The 19,514-nt window shown below is 60.3% G+C and carries 22 protein-coding genes, 2 tRNA genes and 1 pseudogene; 6 read left to right on the top strand and 19 right to left on the bottom strand.

The genetic code is table 11. From position 1 onward, the window contains the following. Window positions 1-20 precede the first annotated feature (20 nt). The 3 genes from secD to ACK8OE_RS09515 all read right to left on the bottom strand — a co-directional run bounded on the left by secD (window position 21) and on the right by ACK8OE_RS09515 (window position 4,304). Window positions 21-2,612, bottom strand: coding sequence for a protein translocase subunit SecD (secD, locus tag ACK8OE_RS09525; protein ID WP_410272335.1), 2,592 nt, complete (start codon window positions 2,610-2,612; stop codon window positions 21-23). Window positions 2,613-2,723: 111 nt separating this feature from the next. Further along, complete coding sequence (gene yajC, locus ACK8OE_RS09520; RefSeq protein WP_290799419.1) at window positions 2,724-3,023, bottom strand: preprotein translocase subunit YajC; 300 nt, start codon at window positions 3,021-3,023, stop codon at window positions 2,724-2,726. A gap of 141 nt (window positions 3,024-3,164) precedes the next feature. Then, a complete protein-coding gene (locus ACK8OE_RS09515) occupies window positions 3,165-4,304 on the bottom strand; it encodes a peptidoglycan DD-metalloendopeptidase family protein (RefSeq protein WP_410272334.1) in 1,140 nt (379 codons plus the stop codon). 366 nt (window positions 4,305-4,670) lie between these two features. Between ACK8OE_RS09515 and ACK8OE_RS09510 the strand changes: the two are divergent. Next, window positions 4,671-5,383, top strand: a pseudogene (locus ACK8OE_RS09510) (alkaline phosphatase family protein). A gap of 183 nt (window positions 5,384-5,566) precedes the next feature. Here the strand turns inward: ACK8OE_RS09510 and ACK8OE_RS09505 are convergent. Beyond that, window positions 5,567-6,625, bottom strand: coding sequence for a family 43 glycosylhydrolase (locus ACK8OE_RS09505; protein ID WP_410272381.1), 1,059 nt, complete (start codon window positions 6,623-6,625; stop codon window positions 5,567-5,569). 26 nt (window positions 6,626-6,651) lie between these two features. Between ACK8OE_RS09505 and ACK8OE_RS09500 the strand changes: the two genes are divergently transcribed. Further along, a protein-coding gene (locus ACK8OE_RS09500; RefSeq protein WP_410271718.1) for an IS5 family transposase occupies window positions 6,652-7,403 on the top strand; the annotation gives its coding sequence in 2 pieces (ribosomal slippage) (window positions 6,652-6,982 and window positions 6,982-7,403; 753 coding nt in all). Between the two features lie 176 nt (window positions 7,404-7,579). Here ACK8OE_RS09500 and ACK8OE_RS09495 read toward each other — a convergent pair. The 11 genes from ACK8OE_RS09495 to ACK8OE_RS09445 form a co-directional block, all read right to left on the bottom strand. After that, a complete protein-coding gene (locus ACK8OE_RS09495) occupies window positions 7,580-8,275 on the bottom strand; it encodes a hypothetical protein (RefSeq protein ID WP_410272333.1) in 696 nt (231 codons plus the stop codon). A 191-nt stretch (window positions 8,276-8,466) separates the two neighbouring features. Continuing rightward, window positions 8,467-8,542 (bottom strand) — tRNA-Phe (locus ACK8OE_RS09490). A 109-nt stretch (window positions 8,543-8,651) separates the two neighbouring features. Further along, on the bottom strand, window positions 8,652-8,900 hold the full coding sequence (locus ACK8OE_RS09485) for a DNA gyrase inhibitor YacG (RefSeq protein ID WP_410272332.1): 249 nt from the start codon (window positions 8,898-8,900) through the stop codon (window positions 8,652-8,654). A gap of 18 nt (window positions 8,901-8,918) precedes the next feature. Further along, on the bottom strand, window positions 8,919-9,929 hold the full coding sequence (locus ACK8OE_RS09480) for a ribonuclease E/G (RefSeq protein WP_410272331.1): 1,011 nt from the start codon (window positions 9,927-9,929) through the stop codon (window positions 8,919-8,921). Beyond that, window positions 9,926-10,498 carry a Maf family nucleotide pyrophosphatase gene (locus ACK8OE_RS09475; protein ID WP_410272330.1) on the bottom strand — a complete coding sequence of 191 codons (573 nt, stop codon included), beginning with the start codon at window positions 10,496-10,498 and terminating at the stop codon, window positions 9,926-9,928. The genes ACK8OE_RS09480 and ACK8OE_RS09475 overlap by 4 nt, the downstream gene beginning before the upstream one ends. 32 nt (window positions 10,499-10,530) lie before the next feature. Then, window positions 10,531-10,752: a translation initiation factor IF-1 gene (gene infA, locus ACK8OE_RS09470; protein ID WP_041658556.1), complete on the bottom strand. Its 222-nt coding sequence runs from the start codon at window positions 10,750-10,752 to the stop codon at window positions 10,531-10,533. Between the two features lie 258 nt (window positions 10,753-11,010). Next, entirely contained in the window at window positions 11,011-11,538 is a 528-nt protein-coding gene (locus ACK8OE_RS09465; RefSeq protein WP_410272329.1) for a porin family protein, read from the bottom strand. A 292-nt stretch (window positions 11,539-11,830) separates the two neighbouring features. After that, window positions 11,831-12,286: a UPF0262 family protein gene (locus ACK8OE_RS09460; protein ID WP_290797694.1), complete on the bottom strand. Its 456-nt coding sequence runs from the start codon at window positions 12,284-12,286 to the stop codon at window positions 11,831-11,833. 2 nt (window positions 12,287-12,288) lie between these two features. After that, complete coding sequence (locus ACK8OE_RS09455; protein WP_410272328.1) at window positions 12,289-12,741, bottom strand: DUF2948 family protein; 453 nt, start codon at window positions 12,739-12,741, stop codon at window positions 12,289-12,291. 5 nt (window positions 12,742-12,746) lie between these two features. Next, window positions 12,747-14,048, bottom strand: coding sequence for a UDP-N-acetylglucosamine 1-carboxyvinyltransferase (gene murA, locus ACK8OE_RS09450; protein ID WP_290797700.1), 1,302 nt, complete (start codon window positions 14,046-14,048; stop codon window positions 12,747-12,749). A 120-nt stretch (window positions 14,049-14,168) separates the two neighbouring features. Next, window positions 14,169-14,312 carry a hypothetical protein gene (locus tag ACK8OE_RS09445; protein ID WP_410272327.1) on the bottom strand — a complete coding sequence of 48 codons (144 nt, stop codon included), beginning with the start codon at window positions 14,310-14,312 and terminating at the stop codon, window positions 14,169-14,171. Between the two features lie 117 nt (window positions 14,313-14,429). On the opposite strand from ACK8OE_RS09445, the gene ACK8OE_RS09440 reads away from it, so the two are divergent. After that, window positions 14,430-14,504 (top strand) — tRNA-Thr (locus tag ACK8OE_RS09440). Window positions 14,505-14,558: 54 nt separating this feature from the next. Further along, the gene (locus tag ACK8OE_RS09435) at window positions 14,559-15,641 is read left to right on the top strand and encodes a hypothetical protein (protein ID WP_410272326.1); all 1,083 of its coding nucleotides are present in this window, start codon (window positions 14,559-14,561) and stop codon (window positions 15,639-15,641) included. Between the two features lies 1 nt (window position 15,642). Here the strand turns inward: ACK8OE_RS09435 and ACK8OE_RS09430 are convergent, their stop codons facing one another. From ACK8OE_RS09430 to ACK8OE_RS09420, 3 genes are all read right to left on the bottom strand, one after another. Then, window positions 15,643-16,194, bottom strand: a complete 552-nt coding sequence (locus ACK8OE_RS09430; protein WP_410272325.1) for a tail fiber domain-containing protein — start codon at window positions 16,192-16,194, stop codon at window positions 15,643-15,645. Beyond that, window positions 16,194-16,943 carry a DUF2793 domain-containing protein gene (locus ACK8OE_RS09425; RefSeq protein WP_410272324.1) on the bottom strand — a complete coding sequence of 250 codons (750 nt, stop codon included), beginning with the start codon at window positions 16,941-16,943 and terminating at the stop codon, window positions 16,194-16,196. Before ACK8OE_RS09425 ends, ACK8OE_RS09430 begins: the two co-directional genes overlap by 1 nt. A gap of 64 nt (window positions 16,944-17,007) precedes the next feature. Then, on the bottom strand, window positions 17,008-17,508 hold the full coding sequence (locus ACK8OE_RS09420; protein WP_410272323.1) for a DUF4112 domain-containing protein: 501 nt from the start codon (window positions 17,506-17,508) through the stop codon (window positions 17,008-17,010). Window positions 17,509-17,594: 86 nt separating this feature from the next. Between ACK8OE_RS09420 and ACK8OE_RS09415 the strand changes: the two genes are divergently transcribed. Next, window positions 17,595-17,912, top strand: a complete 318-nt coding sequence (locus tag ACK8OE_RS09415) for a heavy metal-binding domain-containing protein (protein ID WP_410272322.1) — start codon at window positions 17,595-17,597, stop codon at window positions 17,910-17,912. Between the two features lie 3 nt (window positions 17,913-17,915). After that, the gene (locus ACK8OE_RS09410) at window positions 17,916-18,836 is read left to right on the top strand and encodes an endonuclease/exonuclease/phosphatase family protein (protein ID WP_410272321.1); all 921 of its coding nucleotides are present in this window, start codon (window positions 17,916-17,918) and stop codon (window positions 18,834-18,836) included. Here ACK8OE_RS09410 and ACK8OE_RS09405 read toward each other — a convergent pair whose 3' ends face one another. Then, a complete protein-coding gene (locus ACK8OE_RS09405; protein ID WP_410272320.1) occupies window positions 18,837-19,436 on the bottom strand; it encodes a hypothetical protein in 600 nt (199 codons plus the stop codon). It abuts the gene before it with no gap. Window positions 19,437-19,514: the final 78 nt, after the last annotated feature.

Genomic DNA, 19,514 nt, shown 5'->3' with positions numbered 1-19,514 from the left:
GTAAGTCTGGCAGACCCGCTTTAAGGCTGCGGGGCCTTTTTGCCCTTGAAGCCGCCGACATCAACGACCTCGGCTTCGGCCGCATTGCGGTTGACGCCCCACAGCAGGATGACCGGGGCCGCCACATAGATCGACGAATAGGTGCCGATAATGATACCGAAGATCAGCGCCACCGAGAAGGAGAACAGCGCCTCACCGCCCAGAACCGCCAGACCGGTCAGCGCCATGACCGCCGTCACCCCGGTGATGATGGTGCGCGACAGGGTTTCGTTGATCGACAGGTCGATCACGTCCTTGAGCGGCAGCTTCTTATACTTACGCAGGTTTTCACGGATACGGTCGAACACGACGACGGTGTCGTTCATCGAATAGCCGATGATGGTCAGGATGGCCGCGACCGCCGTCAGGGTGAATTCCAGACGGAAGACAGCGAAGAGGCCGAAGGTCAGGATGACGTCGTGCATCAGGCCAACAACCGCCCCCAGGCCGAACTGCCATTCAAAGCGGAACCAGATATAGACCATCATCAGGCCGATGGCGAAGACCAGCGCCAGAATACCGCCGGTGAAAAGCTCACCCGACACCTTCGGACCTACCACAGTGGCCGGTTTGAAGCTGGCGTCCGGGAACTGCGCCTTGATCGAGGTCTGCACGCGATCCAGTGCCGCCTGCGCGTTGGTCGTCGGCGACTCGAAGCGGATCATGGCGTCCTGACCCGACTGCCCGGCGCCTTGCACCTGCACGTCGTGCAGGTCCAGCGTATCGAGTGTGCTACGCAGCTTGGCCAGATCAATGGTGGATTTCTGCGACATTTCGAGGATGGTGCCACCCTTGAAATCGACGCCGCAATTCAGACCGCCGCACGGCGGCGTGGCTGGCCAGATGGTGAAGAACAGCGAACCCACGACCAGAACGATAGAGATAATCCCGGCCAGCTTGGAGAAACGCACAAAGCCAAAATTCGTCTTTTGCGGCAGGATCTTGATCAGCGGCCACACGCCCTTACCGTCCGCGGCCTGAATCGGCAGGGTCTTGGGGCGACGGGCATGATACCACCAGGCCAGCAGCAGTTGCGTCACCATAACGGCCGAGAAGACCGAGGTGATAACGCCCAGCGACAGGGTCCAGGCGAAGCCGCGCACCGGACCGGCGCCGAAGAAGAACATGATCGCCGCCGCGCCGAGCGAGGTCAGGTTGGCGTCGATAATGGTTTCCATGGCCTTGGAGAAACCGGCATCCAGCGCACCGATCACGTTACGGCCCGCGCGAATTTCGTCGCGCATCCGCTCATAGATCAGCACGTTGGCGTCAACGGCCACGGCCAGAGTCAGGATCAGACCGGCAATACCCGGCAGGGTCAGGGTCGCCTGCGTCACCGACATACCGGCGATAATCAGGATCAGGTTGACGATCAGAGCAGCAATGGAAATGCCGCCGAACAGCCAGCCATAGGCCAGCAGCATGAAGATCAGGACCGAAATAAAGGCGATAATCGTCGAAAGCTGGCCCTTGGCCACCGAGTCGGCCCCCAGTTCGGCCGAAACCACGCGCTGTTCTTCGATGTTCAGCGGCGCGGTCAGCGCCCCGCCATTGAGCACATTGACCAGTTCCGAGGCTTCCTGAACGGTGAAGTTACCCGTGATCTGACCCGAACCGCCGGTAATGGCACTGATGATGCGCGGCGCGGAAACGACCTTGCCGTCAAGGATGATGGCGAACGGACGACCGATATTTTGCGACGTGGCTTCACCGAACTTGCGCGCCCCTTCGCCGTCAAAACGGAAGCCGATGGCCGGGCGGTTGCTCTGGTCAGTATCGACAAAGGCCTTGGTCAGGTTTTCACCCGAAACGATTACGCGCTTCTTGACGACCATGGACGGCGGCAAGGTCGGGTCGGAGGTGGGCAGCAGTTCGGAGCCCGGCGGTACACGACCGGCGGCTACATCCGCCGGCGATGCCGACTCGTCCACCATCTGGAAGGTCAGCTTGGCGGTCGTGCCGATCACGCGCTTGAGCTGCTCCGGGTCGCTTTCACCGGGGGCCTGCACGACGATGCGGTTGGTGCCCTGACGGATGATGGTGGGTTCGCGCGTCCCCAGATTATCGACACGGCGACGCACGGTTTCAATGGACGCGTCCACCGCGCCGGACGAAGCGGCGGCCTTGCCTTCCTTGGTGTAGGTCAGGTGAATGACCTGATCAGCTTCCTTGGTAATGGCCACATCGCGCGCCGACGGATTATTGACCAGCGGATTGGACAGCGGCGTCAGGGCGGTCAGGGCGGCATCGACACGCCCGGCTTCGTTGATACGAACGCTGACCACATCGCCCTGAGCGGTGAGACTGCCGAAGGCGATACCGGCACCGCGCAGACGGTCGCGCGTCTCTTCGGTCAGGTTCTTGATCTTGTCCCGCGCCAAAGCCTCCGTATCGACCTCAAGCAGAAGGTGCGAGCCCCCTTGCAGGTCGAGACCGAGGTTCAGGCCGTTTTTCGGCAGGAACCCATACTGGTCAAGGACCGTTTTTGGCAGGAGGTTGGGCAGCGAAAACCATATCCCCAGCAGGGTGACGAGCGTCACCAGGGTGATTTTCCAGCGGGACAATTGCATCATGATCGTTACGACCCTTTAGCTCCCGTTGTAAAAAATTCACGGGAACGGGTTGAATAAAAACACAAAAAGCCTGTCTGACGGATCAGACAGGCCCAGAGGGACTAAAGGCGCTTAGGCGGCCTTGTCATTGGCCGGGGCGGGTTCGCCCTTGGTGCGGACTTCGGCGATCATCGACTTGACGACCGGCACATTCACGCCCGACGCAATCTCCACCATCACCTGGGTCTCTTCGACGCGGGTGATCTTGCCGATCATGCCGTTCGACAGCACGACCGTGTCGTTGCGCTTGACGGCATTGAGTTGCGCCTGATGTTCCTTGGCGCGCTTTTGCTGCGGGCGGATGATGAGGAAGTACATCAGGACGAAGATCGCCACGAAGGGCAGAAGCTGAACAAGAGCGGCAGTATCCAAGACCGGGGTCTCCGTTTAGGCCCGCCAGCGGCAGGCAGGAAATAGGGTTGCGCCATACATAGGCACACAGATTAAAAGGTCAATGCGCTTTTTACGGCTTCCTTACGCGTGCTATGCTTTGGGCAGGCAATGGAGCCTGCCTCAGGGCAGAACCAACGTCGGATCAAAGGGCTTGGCGATTTCGGAGGACGGGGTGTAACGCACCTCGAAATGCAGTTGCGGCCGGTCCACCGCTCCCGACTTGCCCATGGTGCCGACGGCCTGCCCCTGAGCGACCTTTTGTCCGGACTTCACGCTGACCTTACCGAGGTGCGAATAGCCGGTGTAGAAGCCATCGGCATGACGGATATAGACCGTATTGCCGAGCTCCTTAACCTGATCGCCGACATAGACCACCGTACCTTCATCGGCGGCCACAATATCCACCCCTTCCGGGCCGCCGATATTGATACCGTCATTGCGCACATTCGGGGCCAACTGGCCATAACGCACCAGCACATTCCCCTTGTACGGCCAGACAAAGCGCCCCTTGCCCAGCTTGACGATTCCCGCCGTATCGGAAGGCAGCGTTTTCGGTGTCTCAACAGGCTTTGATGGTGCCGACGTCGGAGCGGTTACAACCGGTTTTGCGACAGGTGGGGTCACCACAGGTGCCGTGGCCACGGGTGCCGACACGACCGGCTTGGGTGCGGGCGGCGTCGCGGCGGGTTTCGCCGCATCGGCCTGCGCTACCACCGCCTTGACACGCTCAGGCGCGGGCCCGGAGGCATAGGCTTCCACGCCCTTGTCCTTGGCACCTTCGGGCAGCAAAATCTTCTGACCGATATGGGTCACGGAATCCGCGGCCAAACCGTTCATCTTGTACAGGGTCTGCACCGGCACACCAAAACGCCGCGACACGCCAAACAGCGTATCCTTGGCCTGAAGCGTATAGACAAACCCGGCCCGGCTGTCGTGCACCGGCAGGGTCGCCGTGGGCTTCGGAGCGGACGGCGCAGGCTTCGTCGCAACCGTGTTGGCCGGCGGCGGCGGTGGCGGTGGCGGGGGTGGCAACTCCGTGGTCGTGATCCCGCCCTTGGAGCCCAACGGCTGAATCCCCGTTGGCTCCTCGACCGGTGCCGGGGACGGCTCCGCCGATGCGGCCTGCGGCGCTTCGGCGACCGGCCGGTTCTCCATATAGATGGGATATTTCGGCGTCTGGGGCATCACCGTACAAGCCGAAAGGGCCGCTGCGGTTACCACCGGCAGGACAAAAACGGAAATTCGCTTGAAGGTGCGCATGAGGGTCTCCGGAGCGTCAGTAGTCTCGCGCCTTTATGACCGAACTATGGATAATGAAAGATTACCGCAGCGCACATCTGTTGAGGATTTGCAAAGGAAGGCGCCGCAGATATGCGGTCGTAGATTTACACATAATGAATATGATCTTTTAATTCTGATAATTAATTCAAAATGCCCTAATTCTGGCGACTCAACAGTCGGAGGCGGACGACTACAATACGCCGCACATCCTTTATCGCGTCAGCGACAGCCAGACCGGCGTGACCGACATCTCTTATCGCCTTAATTTCAGTGAACTGACCTTATAAGCAAGGGACACAGCCATGACCGCTGAGCGCTGCCACGCTGGCGACTCTGGAAAAGGCCATGGCCACCCCGGCCCATAACCGCACCGGCACGATCATGGATGTCGAGCATGTGGTGATCCTGATGCAGGAAAACCGCACCTTCGACCACTATTTCGGTAGCTTTCCCGGCGTGCGCGGTCTGGGCGATCCGCGTCCCCTGCGGCTGCGCAACGGGCACACGGTCTGGCTTCAGCCCAGCGACCAGCACCCGGACGGCTATGTGCAGCCCTACTGGGCCGACTTCAGAACCGCCAACGCCTATGTGGTCGATGGGGCCGATCAGGGGCACAGCGCAGCGACGATCATCGTCAATGGCGGCCGCTTCGATCAGTGGGGCGTGTCGCGTCAGGTGCAGCACCGCATGACCTATTACAAGGCGTCGGACCTGCCCTTTTACCACGCGCTGGCCTCGACCTTCACCATTCTTGACGCCTATCACTGCTCGACCCTGACCCAGACCTATCCCAACCGCCTGCACCTGTGGACGGGTTGCAATGGCGGCGGGCGTCTGGGCGGCGACCCGGTGATGAGCAATTATCGATCAAGGCCTATGAGTGGACCACCTATGCCGAGCGTCTGGAAGCGGCAGGCGTAAGCTGGAAGGTCTATCAGGAATACGACAATTTCGGTGACAATATACTGTCGGTGTTCAAGCCCTTCCGCCCGTGCGACAAGGAGTCGAACCTCTATAAGCGCGGTCGCTCATGGGTGTCAGAGCACAAGTCGGGCTAGGATCGCACCCGCTTGGACGGCAAACAAATAGCAGGGCCATCAGGCCGCATTTCAAAAACACGAGATCTCACCGTTTTCTCTCCCCATAAAAACCCTCTGCTGACGCACGGCGGAAAAGGCACCAAACCAGACTGTGTGGCGAATTAAGGCATTGCAGACCTGACAACTCTCTCGCGCTTTTTCCTACTCCATCGGCGCACAAATCGGCGACGCCGGAACCTTTGTATCCGCCGCCTCAACCAGAACGGCCTTCGGATAGAGCGCCTCCCATTCCTGAACAGCTACGGCGGCATTGGTTTTCCCATCGGTGGAGGCGTCAAACACCGCCTTCAGGCAACGTGTGGTGACCGGATCGAAGGCCACTTCGGTCCAGTTCCCGACCTCTGCCGTTGGATAGCTGGCGGAAATCGCCTTCCAACCCTTTTCGGCGTCTGACCAGTATTCGAGGTGCCAGGCCCTGGGCGGCGCCACGCCTATACCGGAACCGGCCGGCTGATCGGCCCAGAAATAGAGGCGTGTTCCGTTGAGTTTCAGCGACTGCTCCCACTGATAAACCACCCACTGCCGCTTCGGATTGTTTGGCGACCACGTCCCCCAGGTATCCGGCGGCAACGGCGCTTCGCGCACCTTGCCGTCATTAAGGGCGCGGATCCAGTATTGCACCGGCACAGGTGAATTCGACGCCACGATGCGTGCCGCCGGGGCCAGATTACGCTGAGGCTGCGGGACGGGTGCCGGCGCACGGGTCTGTTCGACTTTTTCAATAAGTGGCGGGTTCACGCTGTCGTCCCACGACAATTCATCGACGGCGACCGAGCGACGGAAATGGCCGCCACCTTTGGCATCGGCCGTATGATAGGCGATGTACCACTTGCCCTTGAACTCGGAAATGCCCGGATGCGAGGTCGTCGAAGATACGGGATCGAGCACAACCCCGCGATAGGTCCACGGCCCCAGGGGCGAGGTCGCCGTCCCATAGGCAACACAGGCATAACAGACGGCCTCGGTACACTCCGAGGCCGGCCCCGCCGTGTTACCGGCATAGGCCATGTAATAGACACCCTTGCGCTTGAAAATCCACGGCGCTTCAAAAAAACCTTTCAGACCTGTGACATCTACCGGCGCCCCCTTGAACGTCACCATGTCACGTTCCAGTTCAACGCCTTTCAGGCGACCAAACGTCCCCCAATAGAGGTACACTCGGCCATCCTCATCGACTAGGGTTTGTGGGGATTCACAGATGGATCGAATTGTGATTCATACTGTTAATGGACCGCAATATTCTGACAGATGCCCAATGGGCCAAGATCGAACCGCACTGTTTGGGGAAGCGCACTGACCCCGGACGCAGCGGCGGAGATAACCGGCGCTTTATGGAGGCCGTGCTTTGGATTGCTCGTACCGGCAGTCCTTGGCGCGACCTTCCGGCGCATTACGGCAACTGGAGCACAGCGTTTCGCCGCTTCAGTGACTGGCGCAAAGCCGATGTTTTTAAACGGATATTTGATGCCTGCTCGGATGATCCAGATATGGAATACGCGATGGTCGACGCCACGATAGTCAAGGTCCACCGTCATGGCCAGGGCGCTAAAGGGGGACTCAGAGCCAGGCCATAGGCCGCTCAAAGGGCGGCATGACCACTAAAATCCTCGCCTTGACAGATGCCTTTGGCAATCTCGTGCGCTTTGAACTGTTGCCGGGGCATCGGTTCGATACGGTGGGCGTTGAACCGCTTCTGACAGGCATCAGCTTCGGAGCCTTGTTGGCCGACAAGGCTTTCGACAGCAACTCGATCGTCGATAATCTCAATGAACGCGGGGCGAAGATCGTCATTTCCCAACATCCACGGCGTTCAAAGCCTTTGGACATCGACAAAGAAATCTACAAATGGCGACACTTGGTTGAGAACTTCTTTTGCAAACTCAAAGAGTTCAAACGCATCGCCATGAGAGCAGACAAAACCGATAACAGCTTCAAGGCCATGATCTATCTCGCAGCCGCCGTCATAAACTCAAAATGAATCCCCACAAACCCTAGCACGGTCGGATCGATATTCTGAATATCGTTTTTAACCGGATAGGACTGCGACACGATCGGCCCGGAGGGGTGGGCATCAACCCAGGGCCCGGGAGCCGCCGTTACAGCCGCGAAGTCAGTGCCGGTGCGGCAATGGGGCGGAGCATGTAGAATTGCTGTTCATGCGTCACCCTCGGTCGCTTCCAATTCGGCGTCATTTTCCTCAATCCACTTTTCCAGCGCCTCGAACAGTTCCGGCCAAACCTCACCAAATTCGTGGTGAAAGGTGCCCATGCACAAACGCATCCCATCAAGATGCTTCTCGCCGTAAAGTTCCATCCAGCGGTTGGAGAAAACCGTCTCGTATTCGTCGTGGTCGATCTTGGAGTAACCAACGCATAACCCCGCATAATTCGGGTGCGCACTTTCGGAGAGGTCGGCATAGATATTCACAATGCCGGGATAGCGTTTGTCACACTTGCTCAACACGGTAAGGATGTTGATGGCAACTGGCATATGTTCGTTATTTCGCGTACCCAACAGGAGAGCGCTCGTCTTGTCGCTAAAGTCGTGGAAGCCGAGCTTACCGTCGAGAACATCGGTCATCAGCATGTTGAGGTAGACCATTGTCGCTAGCGTCTCAAAGCCGCCTCTCAACAAGATGCGTGCGCCGAGCACATGGCCTTGCCGATACAAAGCATAGGACTGAGCCATCAAATCCTGCTCACGCCAAAAGGCCGCTTCGCGCAGCATCATGCTCCGAAACGGAGCTTTCCATTTGTGCGCAACCGGACTGCGGGCAAACAATCCGCCGACAGGTATTTTCGGGAATAATCCCTCTTTCCAGTTGGCTAGATTCTGTTTGACGTCATCCATGCACGCTTAATACGACACGCGGGGATTGTAGTCATCATATGGCAGTTGACGCGCTCGCCCGAACCATAGCCGTTTACATAAACCCTGTCGGGTACAGCTACCCATTTGCTAAAATTACGCTATAGCCAGTCGCATAGCGCCCCCACAGCACAGCCTTTAGTCACGCAAAGTATTGAAATATTGAGGAAAAGTGGTGCCTGGAGCCGGAATCGAACCAGCGACACGCGGATTTTCAATCCGCTGCTCTACCAACTGAGCTATCCAGGCACTCTTTGCATCGAAACGACCTTGGTGCGCCGCCTCGGGAGGTGGCTCTAATAAGCGAGCCATTCGGGCTTGGCAAGCGCGCAAAGCCGCAAATTCGCAAAAAACCCGTCTAAACCGCGTCTTTATCGTCAAAAGGTGAGGATAAGTCCGCCGATGCTGCCGTCCCCTCCTCTTCCGGCGCTTCGGCCGCCAGCGCCCCCGTGCCGCTGATGACGTATTCGCCCTTCAGCCAGTGCATCAGGTCGGCATCGGCGCAGCGTTTCGAGCAAAAGGGGGAATAGTCCTTCGCCGCATTGGGAAGCGTCTGGTCAGCGACCTGATAGGTCTGGCGGCAATAGGCACATGTGCGTTCGGTCATGTGGCCCATATAGGACGACTATCGCAGCGGAACAACCTCGGTCATCGCCGCCGTTTCGACGCTGAGACGGGGTGCTAGCGGGTCGAGGCTGTCTTTCAGGCACTGCCGCACCTGATCGGCCACCGGTCCCGGCGCGCGCAGACGGAGGCGTCCACCGGCATCCGAACGGGCTTCGGCCACGGCGCGCCACAGGAGACGCCGGGCGGCCCTCAGCGGCGTGTCTTCGGTGTGAGGCCGGGCACCCCACGGCCGGCTGAATTCCAGCGTCCCGAAGCGCGTAATCGGCCCGCAGGCGATGGCGCGCCCCTCCGCCGCAAACGCTGCTTGCACAAGGCCCGTCAGCTTCTCGCCATTGTGCTTGTTGCCGATCAGATCGACCACCACCAGCCCGGCCAGATTGGACAGGCGCAGGCGGCGCACCACCTCTTCCACCGCCACCTCATTGAGGCGCTTGGCGGCCTGACGCAGCGTGTGGATCATCCCCTCCCCCGCGCGGCCCATGTCGATGTCGCAGGCGATCAGGGCGCGCGTCGGCTCGATAGACAAATAGCCCCCGCCGGGCAGGTCAAAACTGGGCTGGGTCGCCTGCGCCTCGGCGATATCGAGGGCGTCGGGGTCTTCGGCGGGTTCAAACGGGACCTGCGGGTCGATCAGACGCCGCGCCTGTTGCTTCAGGCGTTCGATCAGCGTCAGCGGGTCCGACAGGCGACGCGGTGGCCCTTCGCTGACCCCCAGCAGACGGGCGCGCGGCAATTTGTCGGCACGGGCTTCGGCGGCGATTTCGACCTCGACCGCCGTGCCTTCGTTGAGCGCGTCCGGCTCGCTGAGGTCGGCCATGGCGTCTTGCCCATCGGCCAGCCTGAGAAAGCCGATCCGTCCCGACTTTGCGATCAGGCGTGCCACCGACCGCGTTCCCCACAGGGTCAGGGACGTATCCAGCGCCGGACCTTCGGCGTAGAGCAGCGGCTGCCCCTCACGCGCCACGCAGGCACGCACCAGACCAAACCGCTGTTCGCTGTAAAGCTTCACCCCGTGTAACCCGCGCCGCGCAGCAATTGCAGAGTCTCATAGGTCGGCAGCCCCACCACCGACGGAAAGGAGCCGATCAGGTGGATGACAAAGGCGCTGGCCCGGCCCTGAATGCCATAGCCACCGGCCTTGCCCAGACCTTCGCCGGAGGCCACATAGGCGTCAATCTCTTCGGCGCTGAGACGTTTGAATTGCAGCCGCGTTTCCACCACACGCGCCGACAGGCCCTTAGGCGAGACAAGAGCGACGCCGGTATAGACGCGGTGGCTGCGGCCAGACATCAGTTGCAGACAGGCGCGCACCTCGGCATCCGTTTCCGCCTTAGGCAGGATACGCCGCCCCACCCCGACCACCGTATCGGCGGCCAGTACATAGGCGGGCTCCGTAAGCAGAGCCGCCACGGCTTCGGCCTTGGCGCGCGACAAACGCCCGGCCAGTTCGCGCGGGGTCTCGGCCTTCAGCGGCGTTTCATCAATGTCGGAAGGAAGGATACGATCGGGTTTCAGGCCGATCTGGGCCAGCAGGTCCACACGGCGGGGACTGGCGCTGGCCAGAATAAGGGGCAGCATCAGGCGCGCCCCTTACGTGTAGCGGCCAACACCTATTTGAACCGGTAAGTGATGCGGCCCTTGGTCAGGTCATAGGGCGTCATTTCGACCATGATACGGTCACCGGCCAGCACGCGGATGCGGTTCTTGCGCATCTTGCCCGCGGTGTGCGCGATGATTTCATGACCCGAGTCTTCGAGCGTCACGCGGAATGTCGCGTTCGGCAGAAGCTCGACAACGGTACCCGCAAACTCCAACAGTTCTTCTTTTGCCATTCGGCCCCACATGGAAAGGGAAAAGGGCGAATCGTCATGCGATGTCGCCCATGAAAATCAGTGGCGCTCCCTTTATACCCAAACGGGTTCAGAGGAAAGAGGGAAAGCGCGCGTGAAAAGGCGGAGCCCCTTTCGGAACTCCGCCGATCCAGTACGCACTCCCGGAGCGAAGCGACTAGCGACCAAGCGGGAGCGCAGGCCCAAGTCTTTTACTTCTCAGGCCGCCAAGAGGCGAAGCCTTTGAGCGCAAGTTGAGGATTAAAACTTGCGTACCACGCTGACCGACAGGTTGTCGGCATTACCGCGGTCATCCTTGAAGGCCGAGCGGGTATAGTCGCCGCGGATGGCGTAAGCGTCGTTGAGCTTCATCTGCGCGCCGACACCGACATCCAGCGCCGTGCCGTCTTCGGCGATCGGCGAGTTGTTATAATTCTTCAGCTTGGTGTCCGAGACACCGACGCGGCCGATAAGCTCAACGCGTTGCGATACCGGCAGGAAGCCCACGGCGTAGGCGGCCTTCTTGTTGGTCAGCTTGTAACGGCCCGAATTGGTCGTGTCGCCGTTGGTGCCGGCGGCCAGCTCGCCCTCAACGCCGAAGTGCGGGGTGAGCTTGGTGCCAAGGCGCGCATTCATCGAGTTGAGGCTGGAGTCGGACTTGTTGTTATTCGTGGCGGTCGCACCGATCGAGCCATACACTTCGGGCTGCGACAGGGACTGCGCGGAAGCCGTGGACGCGCCGAAAGCAGCGGCAGCCAGAGCGGCACTAACCATGAGCATGGTCTTCATAGTGAACTCCTATTGTCTTCGTGTGCCGTGCGATTTTCATGAACCGCACTCGTTGTTGTCTGCCGGGGGAGATGCCCCAGCGACCAGACAACAATCGCTCCGCAAAGGGGCCGCATTGGGCCGCCTCAAAGGCCATTTCTGGACCTTTTTACAAGAAAAACATAAATTTAATAGGAGATTGCGGCAAAACCGCCATCTTGATGAACTCAAAATGAACGATCATTCATTTCCGGCGAATTAGGTGTTTCGCGGCTTTTCAGCCACACCTGTGTTTTATCACCACACGGAGCAATTAACCCCGCAGATGCAGGGCATGGATCAGGGTAAACAGACGCCGCGCCGTTTCATGATCAATTTCGATCTTGCCGGCCAGACGCTCGGTCAGGAGGTCCGCGCCGTCATTATGAATACCGCGACGGCCCATGTCGATCGACTCGATCTGCCCCACCGTGGCGTTTTTCAGCGCCTCGTAATAGCTTTCGCAGATCATGGCGTAGTCCTTCATGATCGGCTTGAGCGGCGTGAAGGACAGCATGAATTTCTTGGCATAGCCCTCACCCGTTACGTCGAAGACCAGACGCCCGTCCTCATAGGCCAGTCGCAGATCGTATTTTTCCGCCGCGCCACCTTCGGGTTTGAAGCTGTTTTTTTCGATCAGGTCGAACATGGCGACCTGACGCTCATGCTCCACCTCCGGCGACGGCGAAGCCAGGCTGTCGGAGTCGATGTCGATACGGGCCAGTTTCATGATTACACCGGGTGGCTGGGGGTCGAACGGGCGCGATGGGGCGCAGCGAGGTCCATAAGCAGAAGATCGACGGCCTCGACCTCGATCTTCAGTTCGGTAGCGGCCTTGCCCGCAAAGCGCAGATAAAGGTGGCAGGCCGGGGCTTCGAGCGGTTCGGTGGCCAGATGCAGGATGGTCATGCCCTGCGGCGGGCGCTGCACGTCGAAACCGCGCGACTGAAGGCCGGTGATCGAGCCGATCTGCAAGGCACAGGCGGCGCGCAACGGCGTGCGGCTCTTGTGTTCATGGCAAAAGCGATTGAAGCGCAGGGTCAGGGCGCGGGCGCGGGCATCATAGCGCACGTCTTCGCCGCGCAAGGCCGCATCCTGCAACAGCGCGCTCAGCGGCACCACGTCCTCTTCGCTCTGCGCGAGAAGACGGAGCGGTTTCGGCTTTTTGTGAAACCACCCAAACATGAGGCTTATTCTTCCTCAATCGGGTCATTGCCCTTGATACGGCGGATATTGGCCCCGCAGGCCGACAGCTTGCCCTCAAGGTTCTCAAAGCCACGATCGAGGTGATACACGCGGTTGACGACCGTCTCACCGCGCGCCGCCAGACCGGCGATGATCAGACAGGCTGAGGCGCGCAAATCGGTCGCCATGACCTGCGCCCCGCGCAGTTCCTCAACGCCCGTCACCTTCGCTTCGCCGCCGTGCTGGACCGAGATACTGGCCCCCAGTCGCCCCAGTTCCGGCACGTGCATGAAGCGGTTTTCAAAGATGGTTTCGCGCACCGTGGACTCGCCTTCGGCCAGAGTCATCAGGGCCATAAACTGCGCCTGAAGGTCGGTGGCAAAGCCCGGATAGACTTCGGTGGTGATATCGACGGCTTTCAGGCGCCCCTGACCGCGACGGATGGTCACCGTATCGGCCGTCGTTTCGATCTCGCAGCCCGCCTCACGCATCTTGTCGAGTAAAATACCGATCAGTTCCGGGCGCACCTTCGTCAGGCGCACCTCACTGCCCGGCATGGCCGCCCCGGCCAGCGCGTAGGTGCCGGCTTCGATACGGTCGCAGATGACCGCCCAGTCGGTGCCCTTCAACGCAGTGACGCCTTCGACGACAATGGTCGGCGTCCCGGCCCCGCTGATCTTCGCCCCCATGGCGTTCAGACATTCCGCCAGATCGACGATTTCCGGTTCACAGGCCGCATTTTTGAACACGGTCGTGCCGTGCGCCAGAGCCGCCGCCATCAGGGCGTGCTCCGTCGCGCCGACCGAAACGAAGGGAAACTCGATCTCCGCCCCCTTAAGGCCGCGCGGTGCCTGAGCGAAGACATAGCCTTCGTGCATGTCGATATGGGCCCCCAGCGCCTCCAGCGCCTTGAGGTGCAGATCGACCGGACGCGCGCCGATGGTACAGCCGCCGGGCAGCGACACCTTGGCATGGCCCGTGCGCGCCAGAAGCGGCCCCAGCACGTTGAACGAGGCGCGCATCTGACGCACCAGATCGTAGGGCGCGAAGGCTGAGGTGATTTCCGGCGTGTGCAGCAGCGTTTCCTGATGCCCGTCCGGTCCGTTGGTTTCGGTGATCTGCGTGCCAAAGCGTTGCAGCAGGCGACCCAGCAGGCGCGTATCGGCCAGACGCGGCATATTGGTCAGGCGCACCGGCTCAGAGGTCAGCAGCGACGCCGCCATGAGCTTGATCGCGGAATTCTTGGCTCCGCTGACGGGAATATCCCCCTTGAGCGGCACGCCGCCTTCCAACGCAATACGATCCATTGAGTACGCCTGATCCGAATGTTCTGAACTTTCATTTCTGCCAACAGGGCCGCCCCGATTCAGGGCTTTGGAAATGAAATGGATTTCGCGTTCTACATCACCGGGCCGCAGGTGCAACAGCTAGTTTTTCGCGTCGTCCTCACGCATAGGTGCAGGCGCAGGCCGCCGCGCGGCAGCCTTGCGCCGCTGCAGATTGGCGCGCAGGGCGGCATTGAGGCGCTCGGCCTTCTCGTCCTTAGGGTTTTTATTCGGAGAGTCGCTCATAAGGCGGTGATTTAGCGTTCCATCCACAAAAAGCGAGCGAAAAATGCACTTTTCGCTTTGCGTTTGGCCCCGGTTTGGGTATTAGCCCCGTCCTCAGCCGGTGTTCACACCGGTTCAGCCGTATTAGCTCAGTGGTAGAGCGCATCCTTGGTAAGGCTGAGGTCGGCAGTTCAATCCTGCCATACGGCACCATGAAGGCCCGGTTCGGAAACGACCGGGCCTTCGCCATATGCGGGAGTTGCTTTGATGCCGGCAAAACCTGTCAAACGCGCGCTGTTCGGAAATGCAGCGTTTCAAATGGTCGCGGGCTCTGAACTTGTCATTCTGGAAGCCGCCGAATACCTTATATCGCAAGGCTGGGAAGTCGATCTGACCGCCTGTTACTTTGGCGAACCCATGCTGAGCCATGCTTTGACGTCGGGCCTTCGTATTATAGAACGCCCGGATCAGGCCAGGCCCTTCGAGTATGATCTGGTGTGGTTGCAGAACCGCCTTGAAGCTGTGCTCGACAATTCGCCCTCTGATAAAGAGGTCAGATCGAGCTTTTTCGTCTTTGCGCATCTGGACAAGACCTGGTCCTACGCTCAGCCCGGCGTAGTGGCCGAGCCACTGCTGGGGCAAATGTTTATCGTACCTTCAGAGTTGGGGGTAGAGCGCGTGGTTAAGCGCGGCTTGCCCGCGAAAGACGTATCCATCTATCGCAACCCGGCCCCTGCTGGTTTTGAAGATGAGGCGCCTGTTCCGGCCGAACGGCTGCGCCGGTTGCTCATCGTCTCAAACCACGCGCCGTCAGAGCTTGTGATCGCTCAGTCCCTGCTTCAGGCGGCGGGCATTGAGGTTATCCATCTGGGCGTTGCAGGTGATCGCCGCCATCAACGGGTGACGCCAGAGGACATTATTTCGGCGAATGCGGTTGTAAGTATTGGCAAGACCATTCCCTACGCCCTGAGAGCCCGACGACCGGTTTATGTCTATGACCACTTCGGTGGCCCAGGCTGGCTGCTCGACGACAATTTTGCTACGGTAAAGTCCCGTAATTTCAGCGGCCTGTGCTGCGAACGCCGGCTTGAGGCGGCTGAAATCGCTAAAGAATTGGTGAATGGCTATACCAAGGCCGCACGTCAGGCTGCGCGTCGTGAGGTCGATCCGGCCTTCTGCCTGGAAAAGGTGTTCGCGCAGATATTCGAACGCATGAAGCGCGCACGCACCGTCGACCAGCACCGTAAACGCATGGCCAGTAAAGCCGTGGCCTTAATGGCTGAGCGGGAACTGGCACAAACAGCGGGTGAGTTCTTCAACTGGGCGCATCATCTGAACAGCCGTCAATAACTTACGTATATTTTAGCAGAAACAGCATCAGTTCGTCATAGCGCACGCCCAGTTGCGTCCCGGCCGGGATGACCTCAAGGCGCGCCCCGGTGTCCGGATCGAAAATCTCCTCATATCGCTCGTCCTCGCAGAAGAAGCCATAGCGCGCGGCCTCAAGCCCTCCCTCACTGAGAATATCGCGCACCTCCTGCGCAAACACCCCGAAATGCCAGCGCGCCCCCGCTTCACCTTTGACTGCAATGGCCGAAAGCCACTGATACGTGCGTAACACGCCGCGGATGCGCGAGGCAGCGCGGGCCTCGGCCTCAAGAATGGCGGGCGCAGAGAGGACCTCGGCTTTCAGCCGGGCATCCGAAGTGCTGATCGTACCGGAGGCGACAAACACTTGCGACCAGCGCAAACTGGCCGTACCCAGCGATTTGTTGTTATCAAAACCCGGTTTCAGGGCATTTTCCACTGCCCCGCGGCCATTGCCGCAACGCAGCAGGTGATTGCCGTACCCGTCGATAAGGACAAAATCATCCGCCACCGGGTCGGGTTCGGCCGCCCGCATCAGAAAGCCCCAATTGGGATCAGAATAGAAGCATCCCGGTTCATAAACCCCGCCCAGGCCGTGCCGATGGAAAACGACCTCAGACGGGTGTGGGTGTGAAAGGTGGTATGCCCCGTATTGCGGTCCACGCTCAGCACGGTGTGAAACACGGACCCGTCCGGCGAGACCTTAAGCGTCAGATTGTCCGACCCCAGCGTCCCCAGCAGGGCGCGCGACGAAAAACCGGTCTGAAAGACAAGGCCCGCCTCATCTGTCTCTGCGGCCTTGTTGCCATAGAGCAGGCTGCCGCCCCCGGCGTGGTTGAACAGGACCTGCGGGCTGCTGACCGACAGACGGTTGGTGGCGTCTGCTGTCGCGCCAACCCCTAAGCGCTGAAGGTTTTGTAAGGCGTTAAACGTGGCTTGAAGCAGCACCCAGCCGCTCGACACGCGCACCACAAATCCGCCTTCATCGGCCACGTGCACCAGCGCCCCTTCGGGCAGGCTGAGGAGGTCCCAGTAACCGCCCTGATAGACGACAAAATCACCGGCATCGAAGTCATCCCAGGTCACGCCGGATGCGCCTGCGGGCAGGATATAGGCGTCGCCCTCCTGCGGCGTGGCGGGTTGCGCGCCGACTGCGCGGCTTTTGACGCGGGCCTGCGCGAGGGCATCAAGCCGCCACAGGCTTTCATTAAGGGTAATATGTTTATGCGCCTGTCCCGCTTGCAGCAGGGGCAGGCCAAGGGCGGGGGTGTTTTGCAGGGACACGTTCGGGCCTCATCGACAATGGTGCCTGTCAGTGTCCGCCCGAATGTCATGGCGGGGATAGATTTCAGGGCAAAAGATAGACGAGGCGCTTCTTGCCCTTGGTCGCCTTCATCGTCGCCAGATGCTCTTTGTGGCGGCCCGACGCGTGGGCGTCACGGCCACTTTCTTCGATATAAAGGGTTTTTTCGATATCCTTTTGCACGATATGCGAGGCGTAGAGGTGCCCCTGATACAGGGTATCGGCCACCGCCCCCACCGGGAAAAACGGGAGGATAAGTTGCGCCACCTCCTCCAGTCCGCTGATCCCCAGATCGAGCGCCAGAACGACCGCCGCCTGCACCCAGGCGACCGGACTGATGCGGGCGCGAAACCCGCTCAGCAGAATAAAGGCGGAGGCCCCGAACGAATAGACCGCCCCGACGATCGGAAACGGTAGCCACGCCAGAAGACCGTCAAGACCGATCAGGTTGAATGGGCCGATACCAATAATGCGATCCGACAGGCGTTTGATCGTGCCTATCGAATCGTAGGTCTTCTGCACGTCATAGGCCGACCTGACAAACATGTCATTTGCTCCCCTTCGCCCGTTCGGACTAGACATTGCCTGTAGCGGGGTTATGCGTCAATCACATGCGTTAGGGGAATTTTATCATGATCGTCACCACCACACCCAGCGTCGAAGGCCGCAGCGTCGACACCTATATCGGCGTCGTTACGGGCGAAGCCATTCTGGGGGCCAATATCTTCCGCGACCTGTTTGCCGGTATCCGTGATATTATCGGCGGCCGTTCGGGCTCCTACGAAAAAGTGCTGCGCGCCGCCCGCGAAGCCGCCTTGAAGGAAATGCAGGAAGAAGCCGCGCAACGTGGGGCCAACGCCATTGTCGGCGTCGATCTCGACTATGAAACCGTCTCTCAGGGCACCATGCTGATGGTCACCTGTTCCGGGACCGCCGTGGTCCTGCGCTAAGTCTTGCTGGTACTCAGACTGTTTTCGTTTTTGGCCTTCATCCTCAGCCTCGCTCTGCTGGGCATGGGGGCGGTGTGCCTCATCGACCCACTAGGCGCGCGCGGCTATCTGATCGACATTTTCACCGCGCCCCTGCTAAGCGTGGCCTTGGCGGCGGCCTTTGTGCTCATTCAGTTACGTCAACGTGCCTCGGCCCTCATCAGTCTGATGGCGGCCGGTCTTCTGGGGGTGAGTTTTTGGCCGCAGATCAGCCCGCCCCACGCGCAAACGAATACCGAAGTGGCGCCGGTGCGGCTGATCTTCGCCAACCTGTACGTCAAGAACGAGACGCCGCAGCGACTGCTTGACTGGGTCAGGACGGAAAATCCCGATGTCGTGGCCATCGTCGAAGCCGGGCCTCTGGCCGAAGCGACCTTGGCAGCAAAACTGCGCCAGACCTATCCCCACGTGGCCCGCCGCTACGACACGTTCGTCTTTTCGCGCTACCCGCTGACGCGTCCGCGCGCCCGCCCCATTGGTTACAGCCTGCTGACCGTAGAGGTCGCGGCACCTGCGGGGGCGTTTCATCTGGCCGTAGCGCATCTGACGCGCCCGTGGCCGTTCAGCGCACCGGGCGACCAACCGCGCCAACTGGAGCGGCTTGACGCCGACCTGCGCGACGAACAGCCGGAGCGCACGGTGCTGGTCGGGGATTTCAACACCACCCCCTCAGCCTCTGGTCTTAAGGATTTCAGCCGCGATCTGGGCGTGTTCGCGGCCCCGGCCGCGGTCGGGACATGGCCTGCGGTCCTGCCCGCCCCCTTGCGTATCGGCATCGACAATGCCTTTGCCGGTCAGGCGCTCAGCCTGCGCAATCGCAAGGCCGGCCCCTATTACGGCTCCGACCACCGTCCGATCCGGGTGGATATTTACCCCGCAGGATAACTATTTCCGCGGCACCGGACGGCGCTTGGGCGCGGATTTGACGACCGGAGCCGGCTCAAAGGCGGGTTCGACGACCGGCTCCGGCAGTACATCATCAGCGGTTTCCGCTTCGGACGTCGCAGACGCGATTTCCGTTTCAACGGCTTCGACGGCATCCATTTCGGGCGCAGGGTCCGCGATAAACTCGGAAACCGGCTGAGGTTCGATCTCTACCGGCTCGGACACTTCGGTAAGCGCATCCATAACCGCGTCCTCGACCTCGATAGCCGCCATCACAGGCGCAACGGCGGCCTCACGCACGGCCTCATTGACCTCTTCCAACACATGGGCAGCGTCTTCGCTGGCCTTGTACCAGGTCTGACGCAGGCTCATCATATCGACAAAGCCCTTGGGCAGGTCCTTATAAAGGTCGCTGCCGCCTGCGCGACGCGCCGGCACGCCGGACAGCATCCACGCCGAAACGCCAAAGCTGGTCGCGGCAAAAAACGGCACCCACATCGGCGAACAGGCCCCGATCCAGAAATGGGTCAGGCGCTCCGTCGCGTTTTTCATCTCTTCGGAGGTGGGCAGGGAAAACGGGGGCAGATCGGATTGCGTCATGGTCAACATCTCGTGGCCTCGTGCGCTCAAAAAATATTGCAGCGCACAAAACTAACACAGAAATCCACAGGCGCCTAT

The sequence above is a fragment of the Asticcacaulis sp. W401b genome (assembly GCF_046503825.1).
GTDB lineage: Bacteria > Pseudomonadota > Alphaproteobacteria > Caulobacterales > Caulobacteraceae > Asticcacaulis.
The sequence above is the reverse complement of the archived record's forward strand: the minus strand, read 5'-3'. Positions and strand labels throughout refer to the sequence as shown.